At 73.4% G+C, this 23,324-nt stretch carries 24 protein-coding genes and 1 tRNA gene; 11 read left to right on the top strand and 14 right to left on the bottom strand.

Annotation, left to right across the window (positions count from 1 at the left end; genetic code table 11):
• Positions 1 to 49 precede the first annotated feature (49 nt).
• The gene (locus tag ACFWU6_RS01960) at positions 50 to 649 is read left to right on the top strand and encodes a histidine phosphatase family protein (RefSeq protein ID WP_383808660.1); all 600 of its coding nucleotides are present in this window, start codon (positions 50 to 52) and stop codon (positions 647 to 649) included.
• A gap of 95 nt (positions 650 to 744) precedes the next feature.
• Here ACFWU6_RS01960 and ACFWU6_RS01955 read toward each other — a convergent pair whose 3' ends face one another.
• On the bottom strand, positions 745 to 2,061 hold the full coding sequence (locus ACFWU6_RS01955) for a tetratricopeptide repeat protein (RefSeq protein ID WP_383977630.1): 1,317 nt from the start codon (positions 2,059 to 2,061) through the stop codon (positions 745 to 747).
• 280 nt (positions 2,062 to 2,341) lie between these two features.
• Here ACFWU6_RS01955 and ACFWU6_RS01950 point away from each other — a divergent pair, with 280 nt between their 5' ends.
• Both ACFWU6_RS01950 and ACFWU6_RS01945 read left to right on the top strand, forming a co-directional pair.
• Positions 2,342 to 2,746: a hypothetical protein gene (locus tag ACFWU6_RS01950; protein ID WP_383808655.1), complete on the top strand. Its 405-nt coding sequence runs from the start codon at positions 2,342 to 2,344 to the stop codon at positions 2,744 to 2,746.
• A gap of 94 nt (positions 2,747 to 2,840) precedes the next feature.
• The gene (locus ACFWU6_RS01945; protein ID WP_383808653.1) at positions 2,841 to 3,719 is read left to right on the top strand and encodes a spermidine synthase; all 879 of its coding nucleotides are present in this window, start codon (positions 2,841 to 2,843) and stop codon (positions 3,717 to 3,719) included.
• A gap of 36 nt (positions 3,720 to 3,755) precedes the next feature.
• Here ACFWU6_RS01945 and ACFWU6_RS01940 read toward each other — a convergent pair whose 3' ends face one another.
• On the bottom strand, positions 3,756 to 4,325 hold the full coding sequence (locus ACFWU6_RS01940; protein ID WP_383977627.1) for a hypothetical protein: 570 nt from the start codon (positions 4,323 to 4,325) through the stop codon (positions 3,756 to 3,758).
• A gap of 79 nt (positions 4,326 to 4,404) precedes the next feature.
• Here ACFWU6_RS01940 and ACFWU6_RS01935 point away from each other — a divergent pair, with 79 nt between their 5' ends.
• The 4 genes from ACFWU6_RS01935 (at position 4,405) to ACFWU6_RS01920 (ending at position 7,405) form a co-directional block, all read left to right on the top strand.
• Complete coding sequence (locus ACFWU6_RS01935) at positions 4,405 to 5,091, top strand: response regulator transcription factor (RefSeq protein WP_383808648.1); 687 nt, start codon at positions 4,405 to 4,407, stop codon at positions 5,089 to 5,091.
• Positions 5,092 to 5,113: 22 nt separating this feature from the next.
• Complete coding sequence (locus ACFWU6_RS01930; RefSeq protein WP_383977624.1) at positions 5,114 to 6,496, top strand: sensor histidine kinase; 1,383 nt, start codon at positions 5,114 to 5,116, stop codon at positions 6,494 to 6,496.
• Positions 6,497 to 6,563: 67 nt separating this feature from the next.
• Positions 6,564 to 6,728: a DUF5993 family protein gene (locus tag ACFWU6_RS01925; protein WP_383808642.1), complete on the top strand. Its 165-nt coding sequence runs from the start codon at positions 6,564 to 6,566 to the stop codon at positions 6,726 to 6,728.
• A gap of 11 nt (positions 6,729 to 6,739) precedes the next feature.
• Positions 6,740 to 7,405 (top strand): disulfide bond formation protein B, encoded by a 666-nt coding sequence (locus tag ACFWU6_RS01920; protein WP_383977621.1) that lies wholly within the window; start codon positions 6,740 to 6,742, stop codon positions 7,403 to 7,405.
• 43 nt (positions 7,406 to 7,448) lie between these two features.
• Here the strand turns inward: ACFWU6_RS01920 and ACFWU6_RS01915 are convergent, their stop codons facing one another.
• From ACFWU6_RS01915 to ACFWU6_RS01895, 5 genes are all read right to left on the bottom strand, one after another.
• On the bottom strand, positions 7,449 to 7,949 hold the full coding sequence (locus ACFWU6_RS01915) for a MarR family winged helix-turn-helix transcriptional regulator (RefSeq protein WP_383808637.1): 501 nt from the start codon (positions 7,947 to 7,949) through the stop codon (positions 7,449 to 7,451).
• Positions 7,950 to 8,170: 221 nt separating this feature from the next.
• Positions 8,171 to 9,517 carry a GH1 family beta-glucosidase gene (locus tag ACFWU6_RS01910; RefSeq protein ID WP_383808634.1) on the bottom strand — a complete coding sequence of 449 codons (1,347 nt, stop codon included), beginning with the start codon at positions 9,515 to 9,517 and terminating at the stop codon, positions 8,171 to 8,173.
• The gene (locus tag ACFWU6_RS01905) at positions 9,514 to 10,338 is read right to left on the bottom strand and encodes a carbohydrate ABC transporter permease (RefSeq protein WP_383808631.1); all 825 of its coding nucleotides are present in this window, start codon (positions 10,336 to 10,338) and stop codon (positions 9,514 to 9,516) included. Before ACFWU6_RS01905 ends, ACFWU6_RS01910 begins: the two co-directional genes overlap by 4 nt.
• Positions 10,335 to 11,240 carry a carbohydrate ABC transporter permease gene (locus tag ACFWU6_RS01900; protein WP_383808698.1) on the bottom strand — a complete coding sequence of 302 codons (906 nt, stop codon included), beginning with the start codon at positions 11,238 to 11,240 and terminating at the stop codon, positions 10,335 to 10,337. The genes ACFWU6_RS01905 and ACFWU6_RS01900 overlap by 4 nt, the downstream gene beginning before the upstream one ends.
• A gap of 88 nt (positions 11,241 to 11,328) precedes the next feature.
• Complete coding sequence (locus ACFWU6_RS01895) at positions 11,329 to 12,666, bottom strand: ABC transporter substrate-binding protein (RefSeq protein ID WP_383977618.1); 1,338 nt, start codon at positions 12,664 to 12,666, stop codon at positions 11,329 to 11,331.
• Between the two features lie 102 nt (positions 12,667 to 12,768).
• On the opposite strand from ACFWU6_RS01895, the gene ACFWU6_RS01890 reads away from it, so the two are divergent.
• A complete protein-coding gene (locus ACFWU6_RS01890) occupies positions 12,769 to 13,812 on the top strand; it encodes a LacI family DNA-binding transcriptional regulator (protein ID WP_383808625.1) in 1,044 nt (347 codons plus the stop codon).
• Between the two features lie 144 nt (positions 13,813 to 13,956).
• Here the strand turns inward: ACFWU6_RS01890 and ACFWU6_RS01885 are convergent.
• The 4 genes from ACFWU6_RS01885 to ACFWU6_RS01870 form a co-directional block, all read right to left on the bottom strand.
• A tRNA-His gene (locus ACFWU6_RS01885) sits at positions 13,957 to 14,029 on the bottom strand.
• A 97-nt stretch (positions 14,030 to 14,126) separates the two neighbouring features.
• Positions 14,127 to 14,729 carry an oligoribonuclease gene (gene orn, locus ACFWU6_RS01880; RefSeq protein ID WP_383806128.1) on the bottom strand — a complete coding sequence of 201 codons (603 nt, stop codon included), beginning with the start codon at positions 14,727 to 14,729 and terminating at the stop codon, positions 14,127 to 14,129.
• A 106-nt stretch (positions 14,730 to 14,835) separates the two neighbouring features.
• Complete coding sequence (locus ACFWU6_RS01875; RefSeq protein ID WP_383806130.1) at positions 14,836 to 16,008, bottom strand: helix-turn-helix domain-containing protein; 1,173 nt, start codon at positions 16,006 to 16,008, stop codon at positions 14,836 to 14,838.
• 376 nt (positions 16,009 to 16,384) lie between these two features.
• Positions 16,385 to 16,819, bottom strand: coding sequence for a hypothetical protein (locus ACFWU6_RS01870; RefSeq protein WP_383806132.1), 435 nt, complete (start codon positions 16,817 to 16,819; stop codon positions 16,385 to 16,387).
• Between the two features lie 321 nt (positions 16,820 to 17,140).
• Here ACFWU6_RS01870 and ACFWU6_RS01865 point away from each other — a divergent pair, with 321 nt between their 5' ends.
• Together ACFWU6_RS01865 and ACFWU6_RS01860 are read left to right on the top strand one after the other, a co-directional pair.
• Entirely contained in the window at positions 17,141 to 17,674 is a 534-nt protein-coding gene (locus tag ACFWU6_RS01865) for a universal stress protein (RefSeq protein ID WP_383806134.1), read from the top strand.
• Between the two features lie 97 nt (positions 17,675 to 17,771).
• Positions 17,772 to 18,344, top strand: coding sequence for a GPR1/FUN34/YaaH family transporter (locus ACFWU6_RS01860; protein ID WP_383977615.1), 573 nt, complete (start codon positions 17,772 to 17,774; stop codon positions 18,342 to 18,344).
• Between the two features lie 120 nt (positions 18,345 to 18,464).
• Here ACFWU6_RS01860 and glmS read toward each other — a convergent pair whose 3' ends face one another.
• From glmS to ACFWU6_RS01845, 3 genes are all read right to left on the bottom strand, one after another.
• Positions 18,465 to 20,282 (bottom strand): glutamine--fructose-6-phosphate transaminase (isomerizing), encoded by a 1,818-nt coding sequence (glmS, locus tag ACFWU6_RS01855; protein WP_383806138.1) that lies wholly within the window; start codon positions 20,280 to 20,282, stop codon positions 18,465 to 18,467.
• Positions 20,283 to 20,317: 35 nt separating this feature from the next.
• Positions 20,318 to 20,596, bottom strand: a complete 279-nt coding sequence (locus ACFWU6_RS01850; RefSeq protein WP_383806140.1) for a hypothetical protein — start codon at positions 20,594 to 20,596, stop codon at positions 20,318 to 20,320.
• Positions 20,597 to 20,693: 97 nt separating this feature from the next.
• Complete coding sequence (locus tag ACFWU6_RS01845) at positions 20,694 to 21,584, bottom strand: DUF4429 domain-containing protein (RefSeq protein ID WP_383806142.1); 891 nt, start codon at positions 21,582 to 21,584, stop codon at positions 20,694 to 20,696.
• Positions 21,585 to 21,636: 52 nt separating this feature from the next.
• On the opposite strand from ACFWU6_RS01845, the gene ACFWU6_RS01840 reads away from it, so the two are divergent.
• The gene (locus ACFWU6_RS01840; protein ID WP_383977612.1) at positions 21,637 to 23,217 is read left to right on the top strand and encodes a beta-N-acetylhexosaminidase; all 1,581 of its coding nucleotides are present in this window, start codon (positions 21,637 to 21,639) and stop codon (positions 23,215 to 23,217) included.
• Positions 23,218 to 23,324 lie beyond the last annotated feature (107 nt).

The following is a 23,324-nucleotide window of genomic DNA, read 5'->3' as shown; positions in this document are numbered from 1 at the left end:
CAGAATCATCGTAAAAACGCGCAGACTCTCACCTATCCGGAGAATTCACATGGCCCCCCGCATCCTGCTGGCCCGCCACGGCCAGACGGCGTGGTCCCAGCTCGGCAAGCACACCGGACGCACGGACGTGCCCCTGCTGGAGGAGGGGAAGCGGGGCGCCAAACTGCTCGGCGAGCGGCTGGCCCGGGACCCGTGGGCGGGCCTGCGCGCCGGACTGGAGGTCCGCACCAGCCCGCTCGTGCGCGCCAGCGAGAGCTGCGACCTGGCGGGCTTCGGGGCGTCGGCCGACCCGTGGGACGCGCTGATGGAATGGGACTACGGCGACTACGAGGGCATGACCCCGGCCGAGATCCAGGCGGTCCGCCCGGGCTGGCTCATCTGGCGCGACGGGGTGCCGGGCGGCGAGTCCGTGGCCGAGGTCGCGGCCCGCGCCGACGAGGTGGTGGCCTGGGCGCGCTCGGCGGAGCGCGACGTCCTGGTCTTCGCCCACGGGCACATCCTGCGCACCCTGGCCGCCCGCTGGCTCGGCTTCGAGGCCTCCTTCGGCGCCCGCATCCGCCTGGAGCCGACCTCCCTCTCGGTGCTGGGGTGGGCCTACGGCGCCCCCGCGCTGGAGCGCTGGAACGACACCGGGCACCTGGACGGATAGCGCCGCCGGGCCGCCGGCACGGGCCCGCCGGCCCGGGCCCGCCGACCCGGTGGACCTCTGCGGTCACGGGCCCGGCGCGATCCGAAAGGGGCGGCCTAAGCGGACGCGTGCCGGGCCAGGAAGGCGCCCACGCGCGGGGAGCGCCGGTGCGGCGCCAGGGTGCGGGCGGTGTCCGCGAGCATGGACCGGACCCGGGTGGACTGGACCTCGGCCAGCAGGTCGAGCACCCGCCCGCCCGCCCAGGCGGCCTCGTCCGGGGCGCCCGCGTGGGCGAGGTCCCCGGCGAGTTCGGCGGTGTAGAGCGCCACGTTCCGCGCGAAGTGCGGGTCCTGGAGGTCGGCGGCGCGGCGGGCGTGCCGGGCCGCGCGGGCGTACTCCCCGAGCGTCGCCCGGCACCGGGCCTCCAGGGACTCCAGTTCCGCCTCGCCGAAGAAGGACATCCACTCGGGGTCCTTGTCGCCCGGGCCCCGGGAGAATTCCGTGTGGGCCCGGGACAGCGCCTCCTCGCAGGCCTTGCGGTCGGCCAGCCCCGCCCAGCCGCCCGCCTCCCGCAGGGCGAGCAGGGACAGGAGCCGGGGCGACCCGACGGCGCGGGCGGCCCGGCGGCCCGCCTGGGCCGCCCGTACCGCCTCGCGGGAGCGGCCGCAGTCCCGGGCCAGGAACGCCATGTTGCTGAAGGCGTGCGCCTCCAGCCCCGGGTCCCCCGCCACCCGGGCCGTCGCCAGCGCCTCCGCGTAGTGCGAGCGCGCGTCGTCGAAGCGGCCGGAGTCGTGGGCCAGCCAGCCCACCGAGACGGCCAGTTCTCCGGCGCCCGCGTGCAGCCGGTCCTCGGTGGACTGCCGGGCGGACCCCGCGTCGAGCAGCGCGTACGCGGTCCGCAGGGGCTCGGCGGCCCGGCGGTAGAGGGCGTCCGCCCCGTGCCGGTCGTCCAGCAGCCGGATCTGGCGTACGGCGTCCTCGACGGCCGCGGCCTCGGCCTCCCCGGCGCGGGAGGGGAGGCGGCGGGTGTCGCCGAGCAGGGTCAGGCCGAGCGTTGCGGCCGCCACGGTCGCGGAGCCTCCCGCCATGAACGCGCGACGCAGCACGTCGCTCTCCTTGGGGCCGGTGCGGTGGTGGGCGGGGGCGGGGGCGGGGGTGCGCTGCGCGGAGCGGCCCCGGACCGCCTCGCGCGGGGGGAAGCCCAGGTCGGCCAGGGTCCGGCCGGGGAACAAGTGGAGGAGGACCCGCTCGTACGCGTAGTTGGGACAGCGGATCTCCCCCGACTCGACCCGGCCGATGTAGCGGGCGTCGCAGGAAACCGTTTCGCCGATCTCCCTCGCCGCCCGGCGCACGAGGGCCGCGAACTCGGCCGGGGAGCGCTGTCCGCGCAGCCGCCGGAACGTGGAGTTGGGTGAGTGGGGGGACGCCGCCATGGACGTGACCTCTCTGGCGTGGAACGCAGCGCCGATGCCCTCGCGTGGGGAGCGAGTGGCCCGGCGCGCATGAACGTACCGCCAGTGACGGGGTGTTCACACTGTGTTTGGCTACAAAACGGATATCTCACCCGCGATCCGCCATGAACTGCCATCCTTTGCGGCGTCTTGCCGCCGCACCCGTTGACGTTTCCGCGCGTTGAACCCGAGCGGAGCGGGAGGAGACTCCCGTTCCCGGTCGTACGCGGATCGAGGAGGGGTTCCCTTGGTGGAGGTCGGCATGGAGAGCACTGGAACGGACACCGCCCCCGGTGTCGCCCCCGCCGAAGCGCCTGACCTGGTCACCGTGCCGACCCGGCAGGGGCTGGAGGCGGTGGACATCATCCGCCGGGCCGCCAGCCGGGCCGGCGGGGTCGGGCCGGTCCTGCACGACGGGGCCGGGGACACCCTCGGCTTCCTCGTCCCGCCCGGCACCGCCGACGCCTGGGACATGCCGGGCAGCGCGTGCACGCACACCAACGGCCGCGGGATGCGCTTCGACGAGGCCCCCGCGCCCGCCGCGGGCGGTACCGGCGGCTGGCTGCTCCCCCCGGAGGCGGTCGGGCCGGTGACGGACCCGGAGGTGCTGCGGGCCGCGCTCGGCGAGGCGGCCCGGCTGATCGAGGCCGCGGACAACTGCCGCTGAGCGGCGGCCCGGCCGGGCCCCCGGCCCGGCGGCGGGCGCCCGCCGCAGACCGCCCGCCGGCCGGCCCGGGCCGTCGACCGGTCACAATGGCGGGGTGGCAGGCAAGGACAAGGGCAAGGGCAGGCAGCGCGGACGCGGCGCCGCCGAGGCGGTCGTCGGGCAGGTGGACGGCGGCCTGGCCGAGCTGCAGCCGGACCGCGAGCGCGCGGACGGCTGGACCCTGCTGGTCGACGGGGCTCCCCAGTCGCACGTCGACCTTGCCGATCCCGGGTACCTGGACTTCTCCTACCAGCGGCGCATCGGCCACCTCATCGACCTCTGCGCGCCCGCCCGGCAGCCCCTGAACGTGGTGCACCTGGGCGGCGGCGCCTTCACGCTGGCCCGCTACACGGCGGCCTCCCGCCCCCGGTCGGGCCAGCAGGTCGTGGAGGTCGACGCCGCCCTGGTGGCCTTCGTACGGGAACACCTGCCGCTGGACCCGCAGGCGCGGATCCGGGTCCGGGCGGTGGACGCCCGGGCCGGTCTGGCCAAGGTGCCGGACGGCTGGGCCGACCTGGTGATCGCGGACGTGTTCAGCGGTGCGCGCACCCCCGCGCACCTGACGAGCGCCGAGTTCCTGGACGAGGTACGCCGGGCCCTGTCGCCCGCCGGCTGGTACGTGGCGAACCTCGCCGACGGTCCGCCGCTGGCGCACCTGCGGGGTCAGATCGCCACGGCCGCGTCCCGCTTCCGCGAGCTGGCACTGGCCGCCGACCCGGTGGTGTGGCGGGGCAAGCGCTTCGGCAACGCCGTCCTGGTGGCCGCGGACCGCGAACTGCCGGTCGCGGAGTTCACCCGCAGGGTCGCGAGCGATCCGCACCCGGGCCGGGTCGAGCACGGCCGCGCCCTCGCGGACTTCGCCGGCGGCGCCGCCCCGGTCGCGGACGCCTCCGCGGTGGCGTCCCCGCAGCCGCCGCCCTCGGTCTTCCGGTAGGGCCCGCGGGGGCGGCGCGGCGGGCGGGGCCCGCCGTCACCGTTCGTCGAACTGGACCCGCGGCGCACTGTCGTGCCAGGTGCAGAACACCGAGACCTCGCGGTCGTCCCGGGTGAAGGTGACCCTGATCCAGAACTCCTGCTTCCACACCTGCATCCGCCAGCCCGCCGCCGGGGTCGCGGAGACGAGCTCGGCCGACGAGGTCCCCAGGTCGAAGACCACCCGGCCGCCCGCGACCGGGTACGCCTTGACGTGGCCCCCCTCCCCGCCGTCTTCCCCGCCGACCCCGGGCCGGTCCGGGCGGGAACCGCCCGCGGGCTCCTGCGACGGCGTGCCGGGGGAGGGGGAGGGCGACGACGGGGCGGGCGCGGCGGACGGAGCGGGGGACGGCGACGGCGACGGGGAGGGGGACGGCGGGGCGCCGGGCGACTCCTCCGGCTGCGCCCGCTGCGTCGAGGACGACAGCGGGTGCGCGGTCAGGGGCACCGCGAGCGGCGGATCGTAGGCCGTCCCGGACATGACGGCGTGCACGCCCCACCAGGACAGGGTGACCGCGGCCCCCGTCGCCAGCAGCCACGCCGCGGCATGTGCAAGTCCTCGTCGCATCAGTGGACATCCTGCACCACCCGCCCCAAGAGCAGCCCGGCACCTCCCGGGGTCGCCCGAATGGACTACGGTGCGGGCCATGGCAAGTGTGCTCGTGGTCGAGGACGACCAGTTCGTACGTTCCGCCCTCATCCGGCACCTGACCGAGGCCTCGCACACCGTGCGCAGCGTCGGCACGGCCCTGGAGGCCCTGCGCGAGGTCGCCCACCACCGCTTCGACGTGGTCATCCTCGACCTCGGGCTGCCCGACCTGGACGGGTCGGAGGCGCTCAAGATGCTGCGCGGCATCACCGACGTCCCCGTGATCATCGCGACCGCGCGCGACGACGAGGCGGAGATCGTCCGGCTGCTCAACGACGGCGCCGACGACTACCTGACCAAGCCCTTCTCCGTGGAGCACCTCTCCGCCCGGATGGCCGCCGTACTGCGCCGCTCCCAGGCGGCCGCCGCCGAACCGCCCTCGCGCGTCCTGCGCGTCGGCGGGCTGGCCATCGACCCGCTGCGCCGCCAGGCCGAGCTGGACGGGGCCGTACTGGACCTCACGCGGCGGGAGTTCGACCTGCTGGCCTTCCTCGCCGGACGGCCCGGGGTGGTCGTGGCCCGGCGCGAGCTGCTGGCCGAGGTCTGGCAGCAGTCGTACGGGGACGACCAGACCATCGACGTGCACCTGTCCTGGCTGCGCCGCAAGCTCGGCGAGACCGCGGCCAGCCCCCGCTACCTGCACACGCTGCGGGGTGTCGGAGTCAAACTGGAGCCGCCCCGGTGAGCGGGGAAGCGGGCCGGGCCCGATGAGATGGGCCCTGGTCAAGGTGTGCCTCGCGGTCACCGCCATGGTGGTCGTGGCCTTCGCCGTCCCGCTCGGTCTGGTGGTCCGGGAGATGGCCAGCGACCGGGCGTTCTCCAACGCCGAGCGGCAGGCCGCCACCATCGGGCCGACCCTGTCCATCACCACGGACCCGGTGCAGCTGCGCAAGGCGGTCGAGACCACGCAGATGGGCGCCGTCGGGCGGATGGCCGTCCACCTCCCCGCGACGGACGTCCGGCCGCCCGTGGACATCGGCGACGGCTGGGCGGGCGAGCGGGTCGTCGCCGAAACCCGGCGGATCGGCCGGGCCACGACGGCCTCGGTGCACGGCGGCGGCTCCGCGCTGCTCCAGCCGACCGCGCTGGGGTCCGGGGACATCGCGGTGGTGGAGATCCTCGTACCGGAGAGCGAGGTCAGCAACGGGGTCACCACCGCCTGGCTGGTGCTCGCCGGTGTCGGGCTGGCGCTGGTCGTGGGTTCGGTCGGCGTCGCGGACCGGCTCGGGGCCCGGCTGGTCCGCCCGGCCGAGCGGCTCGCGGACGCCGCGCACCAGCTGGGCGAGGGGCGGCTCGGGGCGCGGGTCCCGGAGGCCGGGCCGAAGGAACTGCGCTCGGCGGCCGTGGCCTTCAACGCGATGGCGGACCAGGTGGTGCAACTCCTGGCCAACGAGCGGGAGCTGGCCGCCGACCTCTCGCACCGGCTGCGGACGCCGCTGACGGTGCTGCGGCTCAACACGGCCTCGCTCGGGGACGGTCCGGCCGCCGAGCAGACCCGGGCGGCCGTCGAACAGCTGGAGCGGGAGGTCGACACGATCATCCGTACGGCACGCGAGCAGCGACCGGCCACCGGCCCGGCGGGCCCGGGGGCGGGCTGCGACGCCTCCGAGGTGATCCGCGACCGGATGGCCTTTTGGTCGGCGCTGGCCGAGGACGAGGGCCGCGAGGTGCGGCTCGCGGGGGTGGACCGGACGGTACGGATACCCGTGGCGCGGCCCGAACTGGCCGCCGCCCTGGACGCGATGCTGGGCAACGTCTTCCGGCACACCCCCGAGGGCACGCCCTTCGCGGTGGACGTCCACGACGCCTCGGACGCGGTCATCGTGCTCGTCTCGGACGCGGGACCGGGCATCGCCGACCCGGACGCGGCGCTGCGCCGCGGCAACGACGGCGGCCGGGACGGCTCGACGGGGCTGGGCCTGGACATCGTGCGCCGGGTCGCGGAGTCGACCGGCGGCGACGTGCGGCTGGGATGCTCCGTGCTCGGCGGGACCGAGGTGCGGGTCTGGATCGCGCTGGACGGACGGACCCGCGGCGGCTCGGGCGCGACGCGGGTCCGGCGCGGCAGGCGCAAGCGGCGCGGCAACTGACGTAACGGGGGCCGGCGGGGGGCGCGCCTCGCGGGCGACATGTCAGCACGTCGATACGGTCCGCGGCATGGACACCCTCATCTTCGGCGGCCTGCTCGCCACGCTGATCGCCATGTGCCGGGAGTCGTCCCGGGCGGTCGTGCTCGCGGCGTGGTGGCTCGTGCTGCTCGCCGCGATCCTGCTGACGGCGCACCACGTCACCGGCGGCCTCGCCGCCAGACTGGGCTTCTGACGGTGGTCACGATGCACGGCATCCTGCCGGAGGCGGAGGACACGGGCGGGCTGTTCGGACGGGTCCAGTACTGGTTCGCGTGCTTCTTCGCCATCGGGTGGGCGGGGGTCGTCTGCGGTGCGCTGGTCCGCCAGGTCGTGCTGGGGGAGCACCCGTGCCCGCTCTGCGTCGCGCAGCGGATCTTCATGCTGCTGGCGGCGACGGGCGCGGCGTACGTCGTCCGCACGGGGCTCGCCTACGGCGCGGTGGGCGGCCGCGACTACATGACGGGCTGGGGCCTGGCGCTGGTCGCGGTGACGGCGGGCGCGTTCGCGTCGTGGCGCCAGTCGCTGCTGCACGTCGTGCCCGGGGGCAGGGGGCACGGGGGCGAGGTGTTCGGCCTGGACCCGTCCGTCTGGGCCCTGATCCTCTTCCAGGCCTCGGCGGTCGCCGTCGGCGTCGCGCTGGCCTGCGCCCGCGTGACGGCGGGTCGGAGCGTGCCGGCGGAGGGGCCGGGGGCGCTGCGGTCGGCCGGGCTGTTCGCGCTGGGCTTCCTGGGCCTGGCCATCGCGGCGAGCCTTGCGGCGGTCTTCCTGGAGGAGGGCTTCCACTGGTTCCTGCCGGACGTGCCGACGCGGTACCGGTTCTTCTCCGATGTGGGCATCGTGGACCGGCCGCCGGGCGGGGCGCGGGGCTGACCGGCGGGCCGGGCCGATTCCCGCCGGGGGGGCCGGTGTCCGGTCAGGCCGCGCTGCCCGAGGACAGGCGCCGGGCCTGGGCCCGTCCCACCTCGGCCGTGCGGTGCAGGTAGTCCCCGATGACGGCGAGTTCCGCGTCGGAGTAGCCCTCCAGTACGGCGCCGAAGGCCCGGGCGGGGGTCTCCCGGGCCGCGCGGATCCGTTCGCGCGCCGCGGGCGCGAGGGAGACGAGGGAGCGGCGGCGGTCGTGCGGGTCGGCGTGCCGTTCGACGATGCCCGCCCTGACCATCCGGTCGACGAGCCGGGTGGCGGAGCCGGAGGTCAGGCCGGTGAGGCGGGCGATGTCCCCGGTGCTGACGGGCTCGGGCTCCATGTCGAGGAGCGCGACGCACTGCAGGTCGGTGGGGTGCAGGCCGACGTGGTCGGCCAGGGCCTGGTTCAAGAGCGAGTGGTCGGCGTAATGCCGCCGGCTCTCGGTGGTGATGCGCGCGAGCAGCTCGGCGCGGCTCCATCCCTCACCCGTGCGGGGGAACTCCGTTGACATCGCTTTCTCCATGCCTCAAATTTATCTGTGTGGCGCAGAGAGTGCACCACGCAGAATCTGTGTTGCGTATTCATTCTAGGCAAGGGGGAGCTGTCATGTCGATCCTCATCACCCGCGGCCGGGCCGTCATCGTCCGGCGGGCCGTCACCGGTGGCCGTGCCGTCACCGGTGGCCGTGCAGCCGCCGTCCGGCGGGACGGTGCGACCACCGGTGACGCGGGCTCACAAGGTGCCCGTCCGGGCCAGCCGGGCGTACCAGTGGGCACTGGACCGCAGGGTCCGGGCCTGCGTCTCGTAGTCGACGTGGACGATGCCGAAGCGCTTGCTGTAGCCGTAGGACCACTCGAAGTTGTCCATCAGCGACCACAGGAAGTAGCCCTCGACCGGGGCGCCCGCCTCCAAGGCGCGGTGGACGGCGTCGAGATGGGCCTCCAGGTAGCCGATGCGGGCCGGGTCGTGCAGGTCCGGGGCGTAGGCCGCGCCGTTCTCGGTGACCATCAGGGGCAGCCCCGGTGCCTCGCGGGTGAAGCGGAGCAGCAGGTCGTACAGGCCGGTCGGATCGATCGACCAGTTCATGTCGGTCCGCTCGCCCGGAGGCTGGTGGAAGGCGATGTCGTCCGCCGCCGGCCAGGGGGAGTGGGCGGTCGCACCGTGCCCGTCCGCACGCGGCCCGCCCGGGCCGGCGTCCGCCGACACCACCGCCGGGGTGTAGTAGTTGACGCCGAGGAAGCCGAGCGGCCGGTGGATCAGCGCCTCGTCGCCGGGGCGCAGGAAGTCCCAGTCCGTCACGGCGGCCGTGTCGGCCAGCAGGTCCTGCGGGTAGGCGCCGTGCAGCAGCGGACCGGTGAAGATCCGGTTCGCCAGGGCGTCGATGCGGCGCTGCGCGTCCAGATCGGCCGCCGAACCGGTCAGCGGCCGCACCGCACTCGGGTTGAGGGCGATGCCGACCCGGGCCGAGGAGGGAAGGGCTGCCGAGGCCAGCCCGTGGGCCAGGTTGAGGTGGTGCGCCGCCCGCAGCGAGTCGGCGGGGGAGGTGCGGCCGGGGGCGTGCACCCCGGAGCCGTAGCCCAGGAAGGCGCTGCACCACGGCTCGTTGAGGGTGGTCCACATCTCCACGCGGTCACCCAGGGCGTCCGCCACCTTCGCGGCGTACGCGGCGAAGGCGTAGGCCGTCTCGCGTTCGGGCCAGCCCCCGGCGGACTCCAGCTCCTGCGGCAGGTCCCAGTGGTAGAGGGTCGGGCAGGGCCGGATCCCGTACGAGAGCAGCTCGTCCACCAGCGCGTCGTAGAAACCGATCCCCCCGGAGAGCACGCGCGGCCAGGACACCGAGAACCGGTACGCCCCGAGCCCCAGCCCGGCCATCAGCCGGACGTCCTCCCGCCACAGCCGCAGGTGGTCGACCGCCACCTCGCCCGTGTGCCCGCCGTACACCTTGCCCGGTGTACGGCAGAAGGTGTCCCAGATGGACGGCCCGCGCAGTGCGGCCCCGCCCTCGATCTGGAAGGCCGCCGTGGCCGCGCCCCAGAGGAATCCCTCCGGGAACAGCTGCCCGGTACCCGTGTCCGTCATCCCTTCACCGCCCCTTGCATGATGCCGCCGACGATCTGGCGGCCGAAGACGAGGAACACCAACAGCAGCGGGAGCGTGCCCAGCAGCGCACCCGCCATGATCACCGACTGGTCCGGGATGTAGCCCCGGCCCAGCCCGGTCAGGGCCACCTGCACCGTCGGGCTGCCGTTCTGGGTCAGCGCGACGATCGGCCAGAAGAAGTCGTTCCATGCCATGACGAAGGTCAGCATCCCCAGCACCGCCATGGCCGGCCGGGCCGCCGGGAACACCACGTGCCACACGACGCGCAGCGAGCTGGCCCCGTCCGTGCGCGCCGCCTCCACCAGCTCGATCGGCAGCGCGTGCACCAGGTACTGCCGCATGAAGAACACCCCGAAGGCACCCACCAGGGTCGGCAGGATGACGGCCTGGAGCTGGTCCGTCCAGGACAGTCGCGCGATCAGCATGTACAGCGGGACCACGCTCAGCTGCGGTGGGATCAGCATCGTCCCCACCACCAGCGCCAGCAGCAGCCGCCGGCCGCGGAAGGTGAGCTTGGCGAAGGCGAAGCCCGCCAGCGTGGAGAAGAGCACGGTGCCGACGGTGACGGTGCCCGCCACGATCACCGTGTTCAGCAGCGCCTCGCCCATGTTGGCGTCGGTCCAGGCGATCCGGAGGTTGCGCCCCAGGTTCCCGCCGAACCAGAACGGCGGTGGCGTCTGGGCCAGGCGGGTGTTGCTCCGCGAGGCCGCGACGGCCGTCCACACCAGCGGGAAGAGCGACCCGGCGGTGAACAGGGCCAGCACCACGTACGTGAGCCGGCCCGCGCGCATGACCCTCATCGGGACTCCCCCCGTCCGCGCAGCAGCCGCGCCGCGCCCGCGATCAGCAGCAGGATCAGGAACATCGCCCACGCGATGGCCGAGGCCCGCCCCAGGTGGAGGTTCACCCAGCCCTGCTCGTAGAGGTACAGCCCGAGCGTCTGGACCTGGTGGTCCGAGCCGCCCGTGGCTCCCGCACCGCCGTTGAACAGCAGCGGCTCCCCGAACAGCTGGGTCGCGCCGATCGTCGACACCACCGCGGTGAACAGGATCGTCGGACGCAGCGAGGGCACGGTCACGTGCACGAACTGCTGCCAGCGCGAGGCCCCGTCCAGCGCGGCGGACTCGTACAGCTCGCCCGGCACGGCCTGCATGGCCGCCAGGTAGATCAGCGCGTTGTAGCCGGTCCACCGCCAGACGACGATGGTGGAGACCGCCACCTGCGAGGCCAGCGGGCCGTTCTGCCAGTCCACCGCGTCCAACCCGACGGCCGAGAGGGCCCAGTTGACCATCCCGTAATCCCGCCCGAAGAACAGGACGAAGACGAGCGTCGCGGCGGCCACCGACGTCGCGTACGGGGTGAGCACCGCGACCCGGAAGAAGGCCGAGCCGCGCAGCCGGTAGTTGAGCAGGTGCGCCAGGCCGAGCGCGATCGCCAGCTGCGGCACCGTGGACAGCAGGCCGATGGTGACCGTGTTGCGCAGGGCGTTCCAGAAGAACTCGTCGTCCCACAGCCGGGTGAAGTTCCGCAGCCCCACCCACGTCATCGCGTCGGGATCGGTCAGCTCCACCTGGTGCAGCGCCGCCCAGCCCGTGTACAGCAGCGGGAACAGCCCGAAGGCGGCGAAGAAGAGGAAGAAGGGCGCCACGAAGGCATACGGGCTCCAGCGCAGGTCCCAACGGTAGCGCCGCGAGCGCCACACCTGCCCCGGGCCCTCCCCCTCCGCCGCCGGCCCCTTCGAGCCGGCGGCGGAGGGGGACAGGACAGCCGTATCGTCCGTCACCGCTGCCTCACTGCTCCAGGGCGTTGTCGATCGCCTTCACCGCGGCCTCCCAGCCCTCCTGCGGACTGCGGCCCTTCTGGTCGACCTGGAGCATCCCGATGTCGCCCAGGTTCTGCGCGATCACCAGGTCCTTCGGCCCCAGCACCGTCACCGGCACCCCCTCCGCCGCCCGCGCGAAGATCTCGCCGATCGGAGCACCCCCGAAGTAGGGGTGCTGTGCGCCCGAGACCGACGGGAGGGTGTACGCGGCGCTGGCGCTCGGGAAGCTGCCCCGCTTCTCGAACAGCGTCGCCTGCTGCGCCGGGGCCGTCAGCCACGCCACGAGCTTCGCGGCCTCCTCGGCGTGCTTGCCCGCCTTCGGCACCACCAGGAAGGAGCCGCCCCAGTTGCTCGGCTTCGGCGCGGGAGCCACGTCCCACTTGTCCTTGCCCGCCGGACCGGCCTTGTCCTGGATGTAGCCGAGCATCCAGGCGGGGCAGGAGACCGTCGCGAAGGTCCCGTTGGAGAAGCCCTGGTCCCAGCCCGGGGTGAACTGCTGGAGCTTGGCGCTCAGCCCCTCGGTGGCGAAGGACGCCGCGAAGTCGAAGGCCCCGCGCACCGCCGGGTTGGTCTTGTAGACGACCTTGCCCTGCTCGTCGTAGTACCGCTGCGCACTGCCCCCGGTCACCGCCGCCATCACGCCCGACGCCGAGTCGACGAACGCCTTGCCCGCGCCGGCCTTCGCCTTGTACGCCTTGCCCGTCTCCAGGTACTTGTTCCAGTCGCCCGCCCACAGCGCCCCGACCGCCGCCCGGTCGGTGGGCAGCCCGGCGGCCTCGAAGAGGTCCTTGCGGTAGCAGATGCCCTGCGGGCCTATGTCGGTGCCGAGGGCGACCGTGGCCCCGCCCTTGGTCGCGCTCGCCGTGCCCTGGGCCCACTTCCACGGCAGGTAGGCCGACTTGTCCACGCCGGGCACCTTGCCCAGGTCGACCAGCTTGTCCGCCTGCGTGGCCGTGATCTCGGCGACGTTGTTGACCTCGACGGCCTGGACGTCGGCGAGGCCGCTTCCGGTGCCCAGGTGGGTGAGGAGCTGGGGGTAGTAGTTCTCGTTGCGCTCGATCGAGGTCTGCTCGATCCGGATGCCCGGATTCTGAGCCATGTACGCGTCGTAGAGGCCGGCCTCCTGGAGGCCGAAGGCCCCGAAGACCCCTACGGTGAGCGTGGTCTTCGCCTTGCCTCCGGACGGGGCGCCGGGCTCGGGCGCCGCATCCGGGTCCTGCGCGCAACCGGCGAGCAGCAGAGCCGCCACCCCCAGTGCGGTGCCTGTGTGGAGAAGGGTTCTTCGGGCTCGGGCGTGGGCTCGCATGTGCATCCTCCCTGAAGGACGGAACGTGCCAGGTGTCGTGTGACACAGTGTGGGAGCGCTCCCACAGTCGTCAAGGGGTAGATTCGCAACCGGGAGGAAGCCATGAACGGGCACGGGCGCAGTGGGGGACGGCCGACCCTGGAGGAAGTCGCGGCGCGCGCCGGGGTGGGGCGCGGCACGGTCTCCCGGGTGGTCAACGGATCATCCAAGGTCAGCGAGCACACCCGGGCTGCCGTCGAGGCGGCCGTCGCGGAGCTGGGCTACGTCCCCAACCGTGCGGCGCGCGCCCTGGCCGCCAACCGCACCGACGCCGTCGCGCTGGTGATCCCCGAGCCGGAGGCCCGGTTCTTCGCCGAGCCGTACTTCTCCGACGTGGTCCGCGGGGTCGGCGCAGCCCTCGCCGAAACCGACGTCCAGCTCGTCCTCACCCTGGCCGGCAGCGACCGCGAGCGGCGCCGGCTGGCCCAGTACCTCTCCGGGCACCGCGTCGACGGGGTGCTGCTCGTCTCCGTCCACGCCGGCGACCCGCTGCCGGAGCTGCTCGCCGAGCTGGGCATCCCCACCGTGATCAGCGGCCGCCGCTCCGCCGACGAGACGCTGCCCAGCGTGGACTCCGACAACCTCGCGGGCGCCGCCGAGGCCGTGCGCCACCTCCTCGGGCGGGGCCGGCGCGCGATCGCCACGATCACCGGCCCGCTGGACGTGTACGGGGCCCAGTGCCGCCTGGACGGCTACCGGCAGGCCCTGGCGTCAGCCGGGTACCGCGTCGACGAGGCGCTGGTCTCGGTCGGCGACTTCACCGAGGACGGGGGGCGCCGGGCCATGCGGGACCTGCTGGAGCGCCGCCCCGCCCTGGACGCCGTCTTCGCCGCGTCCGACGTGATGGCGGCGGGCGCCCGGCGCGAGCTGCGCGCGGCCGGCCGCCGGATCCCGCAGGACGTGGCGCTGGTCGGCTTCGACGACTCGGTGGTGGCCCGGCACATGGACCCGCCGCTGACCAGCGTCCGGCAGCCGATCGAGGAGATGGGCCGGACCATGGCGCGGGTGCTGCTGGAGCGGATCTCCGGGAAGCTCGGCGCGGGGGAGCAGTCGGAGGGGCCGGCCGTCGTGCTCCCGAACAGCCTGGTGGTCCGGGAGTCCTCCTGAGCGCGCTCCGGCCGGGCGGCCCGCCGCCCGGGAGCCCGGGTCGCACCGGCCTGCCCGGCCTGCGGGCGCCCGCAAGCCCGCCCGGCCCGGGCCCGGCCATGCAGAAGGCCCCGGCCGCTTTCGCGGGCCGGGGCCTTCACGCAGGGTGAGTGACGGGACTTGAACCCGCGGCCACCTGGACCACAACCAGGTGCTCTACCAACTGAGCTACACCCACCATGTCCGGTCGGAGAACCGACCGGCCGAAGAAAAGCGTACAGGGTCCGGGAGGGTGCTCGCTCCACCCTTTTCCCGCGCCCGCCTCCGGTGGGGTGCTACGCGCCCGGCACGACGTGCTTGGCGGCGATGGTCCGCGCCGTGTCCGAGTCCGGTCCGGGCTGCGGCACGAAGACCGCCTCGCGGTAGTAGCGCAGCTCGGCGATGGACTCCCTGATGTCCGCGAGCGCCCGGTGGTTGCCGTTCTTCGGGGGGCTGTTGAAGTAGGCCTTCGGGTACCAGCGGCGCGCCAGCTCCTTGACCGAGGACACGTCCACGATCCGGTAGTGCATGTAGCTCTCCAGCGCGGCCATGTCGCGCAGCAGGAAGCCGCGGTCGGTTCCGACCGAGTTCCCGCAGAGCGGAGCCTTGCGCGGTTCCTTCACGTGTTCCCGTACGTAGGCCAGGACCTGGGCCTCGGCATCCGCGAGGGTGGTCCCGCCGGCCAGCTCTTCGAGCAGTCCGGAGGAGGTGTGCATCTCGCGCACCACGTCGGGCATGGTCTCCAGGGCGGCGTCCGGCGGGCGGATCACGATGTCCACGCCTTCGCCGAGCACGTTGAGCTCCGAGTCGGTGACCAGTGCGGCCACCTCGATAAGTGCGTCGTCCGTCAACGAGAGCCCGGTCATCTCGCAGTCGATCCACACCATGCGATCGTTCATGTGTCCCACCTTATGCGGTCCCTTCCGGCCCGGACCGCATATGCGGAAGGTCCCCCGTCGGCGGTGACCGACGGGGGACCTTCGCATGTCCCACCCGTGGTACGGGCTAGGCGTGTTCCCGCAGGACGCGGCCGGGAGCGTACAGCTCCGTCACCGTCGGGCCCGCGGCGGCCAGGGCCGCCGCCGTCCGCTGGGGCTGCGGAGTGCGCTGGTGCGGCACGGGACCCCCGGAGAGCTCGGAGACCTGCGCCACGTCCGCCTGCGGGCGGCGTGCCCGGTAGGCGGAGCGGTAGGCGGCCGGAGAGGACCCCAGCTGCCGCCGGAAGTGGCCGCGCAGGGCGACCGGCGAGCGGAACCCGCAGCGCCCGGCGACCTCGTCGACCGAGTAGTCGGAGGTCTCCAGCAGCCGCTGTGCCTGGAGCACCCGCTGGGTGATCAGCCACTGCAGCGGCGCACTGCCGGTGAGCGAGCGGAAGCGCCGGTCGAAGGTGCGCCGGCTCATGTAGGCGCGGGCCGCCAGGGTCTCCACGTCGAACTGCTCGTGGAGGTGCTCCAGCGCCCAGGCCACGACCTCGGCCAGCGGATCGGCGCCGATCTCCTCCGGCAGCGACCGGTCGAGATAGCGCTCCTGGCCGCCCGTGCGGCGCGGCGGGACGACGAGCCTGCGGGCCAGGGCCCCGGCCGCCTCGCTGCCGTGGTCCGTGCGCACGATGTGCAGGCACAGGTCGATTCCGGCCGCCGTGCCCGCGGACGTGAGCACGTCGCCGTCGTCGACGAACAGTTCCCGCGGATCGACGTGGACGGACGGGTACCGCTTGGCCAGCGTCGGCGCGTACATCCAGTGCGTCGTCGCGGGCCGGCCGTCCAGCAGGCCCGCGGCGGCGAGCACGAAGGCTCCCGTGCACAGGCCGACGATCCGGGCCCCCTCCTCGTGCGCCAGACGCAGTGCGTCGAGCGCCTCCGGAGGCGGTGGCGATGTGATGGAACGCCATGCGGGCACGACGACCGTGCCTGCCCGGGCGATCGCCTCCAACCCGTACGGCGCGGTCAGTTCGAGTCCGCCGGTGGTCCTGAGCGGACCGTCCTCACCGGCGCACACGAGCAGTCGGTAGCGTGGAACGCCCGCGTCCTGCCGGTCAATGCCGAACACGGATAGTGGAATGGAACTCTCGAAGATCGGTCCGCCGCTGAAGAGCAGCACCGCGACGATCTCCCTGCGGCGACGCCCCGCGAGCTTCCGGCCGGCGTCTGCGACGACGGCGGTGGAATCCTGGCTCATGGCGCTAAGCCCCCCTTGGGTGTCGCGACTCCTTGGTCTGGTCGCACCTGCACGTTTCCCCTCGGCCTTGCACGTGGATCCCCCGCCGTAAATACATGATCGAATCTACTGCGTCCCGTGGTGTCGGCGTGACAAGTTCAGCACGCAGCGCTATGTCGACTTGGCAACTTGGCGAAAAGCATTCGATCAGGAAGCGTTCCACTCCGCTACCCGGGTGGGAAGCGTGCCGTCCGGCCATGGCCAGTACCCATAGGGTCACGGCGCCCCTCGGGCTCTGTCGTCGCTGGTGGTAGGGGGGTTGGCCGGACATTCCGGCAAGGGGGGCGCCCTGCCGGGAAGTTGGCTGAAAACGCGCGGGTGTGGGTGTGCGAATGAGTCAGTCGTGCGGGGACGTCGCGCCGGAACCGCGGCACCCGCGGTGGCTCCCCGCCCCGGAACGGGAGTGCCGGCCCCGGTGCGCGGACGGAGGGCGCGCCTGCGCCCGGGCCGGCCGGGCGGCCCGCTCCGCCTTCTCCGAGTACCGCAGCATCGCCCGGCACGCGGCCGTGACGGCGAGCAGGCCGAGGGTGGCCACCGCGGCCCCGCCGAAGGACGTCCCGTAGACGACGAGGACGACCGGGACGAGCAGGCAGCTGAAGGCGGCCCAGCGCACGACGTCGCCCGCGGGGTCGTCGAGGGGGCGTCCGGCGGGGTGCGCGGACGGGTGCGGCGTGGACCGCGGGGGAGGGGTGAAGTGGAGGGGCGGGTCGGTGAAGCGGGCGGACTGCGTCGGCTGAGCTGGCTGGACGGGGTGGACCGGACGGCCGGGCACGGCGTGCTCCCTGCGGGCTCTTCCTGGACGGTCGGACGCATGACCAACGCCGCGCGGCGGGGCTCGGTCACTGCGCGCACGGGTGGCTCCGCGCCAGTTCGTCACTGGCTGTAGGGGGCAGGGGCCATTGCCAAGGAGCGCGCGCTCCGGCATGCTCCCTGGGACGCTCTCCAAGGGCGGCATGCCCTGTGCAGGACGGGAGTGTCGCCGTACCCTGGTGGGTATGGGCTTGGGAAGATGCTTCCCGGCCAGAGCTCCGTCACACAGCGTCGCCACTTTCCCCCTGTTGCTTCCTCCAAGGACCTCTTCACCGAGACACCCATGGCCGGTCACGAATTCTCCGAACCCGCGGACCGCAAGCGCAAACGGCTCGCCGACCCCGCGTCGGCCGCCGACGTGCGCGCGGTGGAGCAGACGCGCCTTCCGTGCGACCCGGCCTTCCGCCACGGCGTCGTCGTGGGTTTCGACGGATCCACGTCCAGTGAGCGCGCCCTCGCGTACGCGATCGGCATGGCCAGGCGGTCCGGATCGGGTCTGATCATCGTGCACGTGGCCAACCGGCTGCCCACCACCGTGTGGGCCGGCTGCGAGCCGCCGGTCTTCGTGGACGTGCCGGACCACCGCACCGAGGTGCTCGGGCTGGAGCTCGCCTGTGCGGACTACCTGGCGGAAGTGCCATGGATTCTGGTCGAGCGGGGCGGGGACATCTGCCATGAGCTGGAGGAGGTCGGCCGGGAGTATTGCGCCGACGCCATCGTGGTCGGCTCCACGCACGGGATCGTCGGTCGGGTCTTCGGATCGGTGGCCGGCCGGCTGGCCAAGCGCGCACAGCGACCTGTCGTTGTCATTCCGTGACCCTTTGTACGTCGCTTGTGCGGTTGTGCACCCCTGTAAAGGGTAGATAAGTGCTGCTGGGACCCAGCAAACAACTGCAGATCGAAGGGAGCCCGCCGTGGACAACGGTGTCTCTGCGGGAAGCACGGCCTCGACTTCGACCCTGGGGCACATAGCCCTGGGGCTGACCCTTCTGGCATTCGGTATCGGCCACACCGGCATCATCAGCGGTGTCACCGCCGCCGACTCGGTGTCGCTCGCGACCTACGTCGGCGGTCTGGCGCTGTTCGTCCTCGGAATCCTCGCGTTCCGCGCCGGCGACGGCTTCGACGGCACGGCGTTCGCGGGGCTCGGAGCCTTCTGGTTCACCTGGGCCGCCGCGGCGGACGGAAAGGTTTCGCCGGACGCCGCCGGAGCGTTCCTCGTCCTGTTCGCCCTGCTCGGGCTCAGCCTCACCGCGGGCGCCGCGGGCGGACTGTTCGGACAGGGCGTGTACGGCCTGTTCACCCTCTCCCTGCTGCTCCTGGCGGTCGGCGCCTTCGCCGACAGCAGCGTGCTGGGCAAGGCCGCCGGCTGGGTGGCGGCGGTCGCCGGCCTGCTGTCCTGGTACGGGGCCACCGCGGCGCTGGCGCACTGGCCGATGGCGCTGGGCCGGGCCTCGCGACGCGGCGACGCGGTCCCCGCGGCCTGACGGCCCGGGGCGACGCGGTCCCCGCGGCCTGACGGCCGGCCGGGTCGCGCGAGTCCGGAAGCGGAAGAAGGGCACGGCCCCCGGGAGGTCCCGGGGGCCGTGCCCTTCGTCGCGGGGCGACTACTCGACGGTGACCGACTTCGCCAGGTTGCGCGGCTTGTCGATGTCCCGGCCCAGGGCCAGGGCCGTGTGGTAGGCCAGCAGCTGGAGCGGGATGCCCATCAGGATCGGGTCCAGCTCGTCCTCGTTCTTGGGGACGAGGATGGTGTGGTCGGCCTTCTCCTGGGCGCGGTGGGCGACCGCCAGGATGCGGCCGCTGCGGGCCTTGATCTCCTCGAGCGCCGCCCGGTTCTTCTCCAGCAGGTCGTCGTCCGGGACGATCGCGACCGTGGGGAGGTCCGGCTCGATGAGCGCCAGCGGGCCGTGCTTGAGCTCGGAGGCCGGGTAGGCCTCGGCGTGGATGTAGGAGATCTCCTTGAGCTTGAGCGAGGCCTCCAGGGCCACCGGGTAGCCGCGCACCCGGCCGATGAACATCATCGACTTGGCCTCCGCGTACTCGGCGGCCAGCCTCTTGATCTCGTCCTCGCCGTCGAGGATCTCCTGGATCTGTGCGGGCAGCCTGCGCAGGCCCTCGATGATCCGCTTGCCGTCGGTGACCGACAGGTCCCGGATGCGGCCCAGGTGCACGGCGAGCAGGGCGAAGGCCACCACCGTGTTGGTGAAGCACTTGGTGGAGACGACGCAGACCTCGGGGCCGGCGTGCACGTACACGCCGCCGTCCGCTTCGCGGGCGATGGCGGAGCCGACCACGTTGACCACGCCGAGGACGCGGGCGCCCTTGCGCTTGAGCTCCTGGACGGCCGCGAGGACGTCGTACGTCTCGCCGGACTGCGAGACCGCGATGTAGAGCGTGTCGGGGTCCACCACCGGGTTGCGGTAGCGGAACTCCGAGGCCGGCTCGGCGTCCGCGGGGATGCGGGCCATGCCCTCGATGAGGCCGGCGCCGATCAGGCCCGCGTGGTAGGAGGTGCCGCAGCCCAGGATCTTGACCCGGCGGATGCCGCGCGCCTCGCGCGGGTCCAGGTTCAGGCCGCCCAGGTGCACGGTGTTGAAGCGGTCGTCGATCCGGCCGCGCAGCACGCGGTCCACCGCGTCGGGCTGCTCGGAGATCTCCTTGTGCATGTAGGTGTCGTGGCCGCCCATGTCGTAGGAGGCGGCCTCCCACTCCACGGTCTCCGGGGTGGCGGTGGTCGTCGTGCCGGAGGTGGTGTAGGTGCGGAAGTCGTCGGCCTTGAGGGTGGCCATCTCGCCGTCGCCGAGGGTGACGACCTGGCGGGTGTGGGCGACCAGCGCGGCGACGTCCGAGGCGACGAACATCTCCTTCTCGCCGATGCCGAGCACCACCGGGGAGCCGTTGCGGGCGACGACGATGCGGTCGGCGAAGTCGGCGTGCATGACGGCGATGCCGTAGGTGCCCTCGATGACCTTGAGCGCCTCGCGGACCTTCTCCTCCAGGGAGTCGGCCCGCGAGCGGGCGATCAGGTGGACGATGACCTCGGTGTCGGTCTCCGAGACGAAGACCACGCCCTCGGCCTCGAGCTTGGTGCGCAGCTCGGAGGCGTTGTCCACGATGCCGTTGTGGACGACGGCGACCTTGTTCTCCGGGTCCAGGTGCGGGTGGGAGTTGATGTCGCTCGGGGCGCCGTGCGTGGCCCAGCGGGTGTGGGCGATGCCGGTGGTGCCGGCGAAGCGCTTGGGGACGCGGGACTCCAGCTCGCGGACGCGGCCCTTGGCCTTGACCACCTTCAGGGCGCTGGCCTTGGGGGTGTTGACCACGATGCCCGCGGAGTCGTAGCCGCGGTATTCCAGCCGCTGGAGTCCCTCCAGCAGCAGCGGTGCCACGTCACGCCTGCCGATGTATCCCACGATTCCGCACATACGGTTGTGCCCCTCCTGAAGTCCGGTGTCCGTGCTCAGCCGTAGACGATGCGGCGCAGCTGCCGGAGCGACAGCTCCGGTGGCGCCACGGCGCGGTGCGGCAGTTCCGCCGCGATGCGCTCGAAGATCTCCGCGTTGACCGCTCCGCCGGACTGCATCTCCCGGTGGCGGCGGCGGACGAACTCCTCGGTCGTCTCGTCGAAGTACGCGAGCACGTCGAGGACCACCCGGGCGGCTTCGCCGCGCTGGAGCGCGGTGCTGCGCACCAGGTGGTCGACGAGGTCGTCGTGCGACGGCGGACGGCGATCGAGCATGCGTAGATACTGGCGTCTCGCGTGATCGAATGCAAAGATCCTGCCCGAAATCGGGCAGGATCTCTCTGGCCTGGACCAGCGGAGTGTGTTATTCCGGTCAGAATCGTGCCAAAACGGCCTGCTTGGCGGCTGCGAACTCATCGGCGGTGAGGACCCCCGCCCGGTGCAGCTCCCCGAGCTCGCGCAGCCGGCGGAGCAGGGCGTCGTGATCCGCCGGACCCTCCTCGGCCGCCGGAGCCGGGGCCGCGGCCGGTGCGGCGGCGAGGGCGGGCGCGTCCGCCGCCGCGGCCCCGGGGTGGGGCATGCGGGCCGCCACCGCCGCCGCGACCAGGGCCATCAGGGGGTCGTTCTTGAAGCCGAAGAGCTCCACCGTGTACGGGTCGTACTTGGGGGAGACCGGCGTCCAGCCGCCCGCCGGCAGGAAGCGGAGCCAGCCGCTCCCCAGCCCCTTGGACGGGGACCACTCCACCGCCCGCAGCTGCGCCAGCTCGACGGAGCGGGTCCCGCCCGAGCGTTTGGCCTCCTCCGCCGTCCAGTTCCACTCCAGGGTGACCCGCTCCCCGTCGAAGGCCACCGTCCCGTCGCCCGCGCCCACCGTGATCGGCACGGCGGGCCCCGGCAGCAGGTACGCGTCCGTCGGGCCGGTCCCCACCTGGTCCAGCAGCAGCGCGTTGCGCACCTCGTCGACGAGGTACTCCGCGACCCCGCTGCGGTCCGAGTCCACGGTGAGCCGGTACGGGTCGGACGCGTCCGGCAGCCGCCCGCCCGTCACCTGGAGCAGGGGATCGGCGCCGTCGCGCAGCCGCAGCCTCAACCGTCCCGACCTGCGGCCCGGTTCGTAGCTGATGCCGGCCAGCGCGTGCAGGGGAACGGCGACTTCGCCGAGGGTCTGGCGCAGCGGCCCCACCCCCTTGTCGCGGCCCGGAACGATGCGCACCGTGTCCCCGTCGAAGGTCCATGTGCCGTCCTTCTGGATGATTTCCGCCATCCCGCGATTCTCGCACCGGCGACGGCGGCCCACTTGGCCTATACCTGGGCCCATGAGAGTCCTGCGACGCACGCTCGGCACCCTCCTCGCACTGGGCGCCGCGCTGTCCTGCACCGCCGCCCGCGGTGACGACGCCCGGCCCGGCGACGATCCCCCCGCCGCCCTCGCGCCCTTCGAAGGGCTGCTGCCGGCCCCGGTCTCCGTCCGGGCCGCAGGCCCCGGCTACGCCGTCGGGCCCGGCACGGTCATCCGTACGGGCGCGGGCCCCGGAGAGGAGGTCCGCCGGGTCGGCGAACTCCTCGCGGAGCAGTGGCGCGGCCCGAGCGGGCTCCCGCTCCCGGTGGTCGGCGGGTCGGACGGGGACGGCATCCGGCTCCGGCTGGACGAGGAGGCCGAGGGGGTGGGCGACGAGGGGTACCGGCTGGAATCCGCCCCCGGCGGGGTGACGCTGACCGCGCGGACCCCGGCCGGCCTCTTCCACGCGGGCCAGACGCTGCGCCAGCTGCTGCCGGCGGCGGGCCCCGGAACGGTGCCGGGCGGGACGGTGGAGGACCGGCCCAGGTTCGCGTACCGAGGGGCCATGGTCGACGTCGCCCGGCACTTCTTCACGGTGGAGCAGGTCAAGCGGTACGTCGACCAGCTCGTCCCGTACAAGGTCAACGCACTGCACGTGCACCTGACCGACGACCAGGGGTGGCGCCTGGCCGTCGACTCCTGGCCGCGGCTGGCCGAGTACGGCGGCGGGACGGAGGTCGGCGGGGGCCCCGGCGGGTACTGGACGAAGGAGCAGTACGCCGACCTCGTGGCGTACGCGGGGGAGCGGTACGTGGACGTGGTCCCGGAGATCGACATGCCGGGGCACGTGAACGCGGCGCTGGCCTCGTACGCCGAGCTGAACTGCGACGGCAGGGCCCCCGAGCGCTACACGGGGACCAAGGTCGGCTTCAGCTCGCTGTGCGTGGGCAAGGAGCGGACGTACGAGTTCGTCGACGAGGTGCTCGGCGAGGTCGCGGAGCTGACCCCGGGCCGCTACCTGCACATCGGCGGCGACGAGGCGCACTCGACGCCCGCGGCGGACTACGAGGCCTTCATGGACCGGGCGCAGGCCGTGGTCGGCAGGCACGGCAAGACGGTCGTGGCCTGGCACCAGCTGTCGGCGGCCGGGCCGGCCGAGGGCGCGGTGCTCCAGTACTGGGGCCACGACAGGACGGCCGCCGCGGAGAAGGCGGCGGTGGCGTCGGCCGCGCAGGCGGGACACCCGGTGATCCTGTCGCCGTCCGACCGGCTGTACCTGGACATGAAGTACGACGCGGCGACGAAGCCGGGGCTGACGTGGGCCGGCTACGTCCCGGTGGAGCGGGCGTACTCCTGGGACCCGGGCGCCCATCTGGCCGGGGTGCCGGAGTCGGCCGTGCTGGGGGTGGAGGCCCCGCTGTGGACGGAGACTGTCGCGACGCGCGCCGACTGGGAGTTCATGGCTTTCCCACGGATGCTCGGGCTGGCGGAGCTGGGGTGGTCCCCGGCCGGTTCGCTCGGCTGGGACGGATACCGCAAGCGGCTCGCGGCCCAGGGTCCGCGGCTGGACGCACAGGGTGTGAACTACCACCGGTCGCCGGACGTCCCCTGGAGCTGAGGAACGGGGTGGGCCGGGCGGGGGCTCCGAGGGACCGTATCGGAGCCCCCGCCCGGCCCGTTGACACCGCCGCGCGGGGGTCGCGACGGGGTTCACGAGGGTGTCGG

The organism is Streptomyces sp. NPDC058674 (assembly GCF_042716505.1).
GTDB lineage: Bacteria > Actinomycetota > Actinomycetes > Streptomycetales > Streptomycetaceae > Streptomyces.
The sequence above is the reverse complement of the archived record's forward strand: the minus strand, read 5'-3'. Positions and strand labels throughout refer to the sequence as shown.

Coding starts and splice junctions, on each gene's coding strand:
- ACFWU6_RS01960 (WP_383808660.1), top strand. CDS start 50: ATGGCCCCCCGCATCCTGCTGGCCCGCCACGGCCAGACGGCGTGGTCC.
- ACFWU6_RS01955 (WP_383977630.1), bottom strand. CDS start 2,061: ATGGCGGCGTCCCCCCACTCACCCAACTCCACGTTCCGGCGGCTGCGC.
- ACFWU6_RS01950 (WP_383808655.1), top strand. CDS start 2,342: ATGGAGAGCACTGGAACGGACACCGCCCCCGGTGTCGCCCCCGCCGAA.
- ACFWU6_RS01940 (WP_383977627.1), bottom strand. CDS start 4,325: ATGCGACGAGGACTTGCACATGCCGCGGCGTGGCTGCTGGCGACGGGG.
- ACFWU6_RS01935 (WP_383808648.1), top strand. CDS start 4,405: ATGGCAAGTGTGCTCGTGGTCGAGGACGACCAGTTCGTACGTTCCGCC.
- ACFWU6_RS01930 (WP_383977624.1), top strand. CDS start 5,114: ATGAGATGGGCCCTGGTCAAGGTGTGCCTCGCGGTCACCGCCATGGTG.
- ACFWU6_RS01925 (WP_383808642.1), top strand. CDS start 6,564: ATGGACACCCTCATCTTCGGCGGCCTGCTCGCCACGCTGATCGCCATG.
- ACFWU6_RS01920 (WP_383977621.1), top strand. CDS start 6,740: ATGCACGGCATCCTGCCGGAGGCGGAGGACACGGGCGGGCTGTTCGGA.
- ACFWU6_RS01915 (WP_383808637.1), bottom strand. CDS start 7,949: ATGTCAACGGAGTTCCCCCGCACGGGTGAGGGATGGAGCCGCGCCGAG.
- ACFWU6_RS01910 (WP_383808634.1), bottom strand. CDS start 9,517: ATGACGGACACGGGTACCGGGCAGCTGTTCCCGGAGGGATTCCTCTGG.
- ACFWU6_RS01905 (WP_383808631.1), bottom strand. CDS start 10,338: ATGAGGGTCATGCGCGCGGGCCGGCTCACGTACGTGGTGCTGGCCCTG.
- ACFWU6_RS01895 (WP_383977618.1), bottom strand. CDS start 12,666: ATGCGAGCCCACGCCCGAGCCCGAAGAACCCTTCTCCACACAGGCACC.
- ACFWU6_RS01890 (WP_383808625.1), top strand. CDS start 12,769: ATGAACGGGCACGGGCGCAGTGGGGGACGGCCGACCCTGGAGGAAGTC.
- orn (WP_383806128.1), bottom strand. CDS start 14,729: ATGAACGATCGCATGGTGTGGATCGACTGCGAGATGACCGGGCTCTCG.
- ACFWU6_RS01875 (WP_383806130.1), bottom strand. CDS start 16,008: ATGAGCCAGGATTCCACCGCCGTCGTCGCAGACGCCGGCCGGAAGCTC.
- ACFWU6_RS01865 (WP_383806134.1), top strand. CDS start 17,141: ATGGCCGGTCACGAATTCTCCGAACCCGCGGACCGCAAGCGCAAACGG.
- glmS (WP_383806138.1), bottom strand. CDS start 20,282: ATGTGCGGAATCGTGGGATACATCGGCAGGCGTGACGTGGCACCGCTG.
- ACFWU6_RS01850 (WP_383806140.1), bottom strand. CDS start 20,596: ATGCTCGATCGCCGTCCGCCGTCGCACGACGACCTCGTCGACCACCTG.
- ACFWU6_RS01845 (WP_383806142.1), bottom strand. CDS start 21,584: ATGGCGGAAATCATCCAGAAGGACGGCACATGGACCTTCGACGGGGAC.
- ACFWU6_RS01840 (WP_383977612.1), top strand. CDS start 21,637: ATGAGAGTCCTGCGACGCACGCTCGGCACCCTCCTCGCACTGGGCGCC.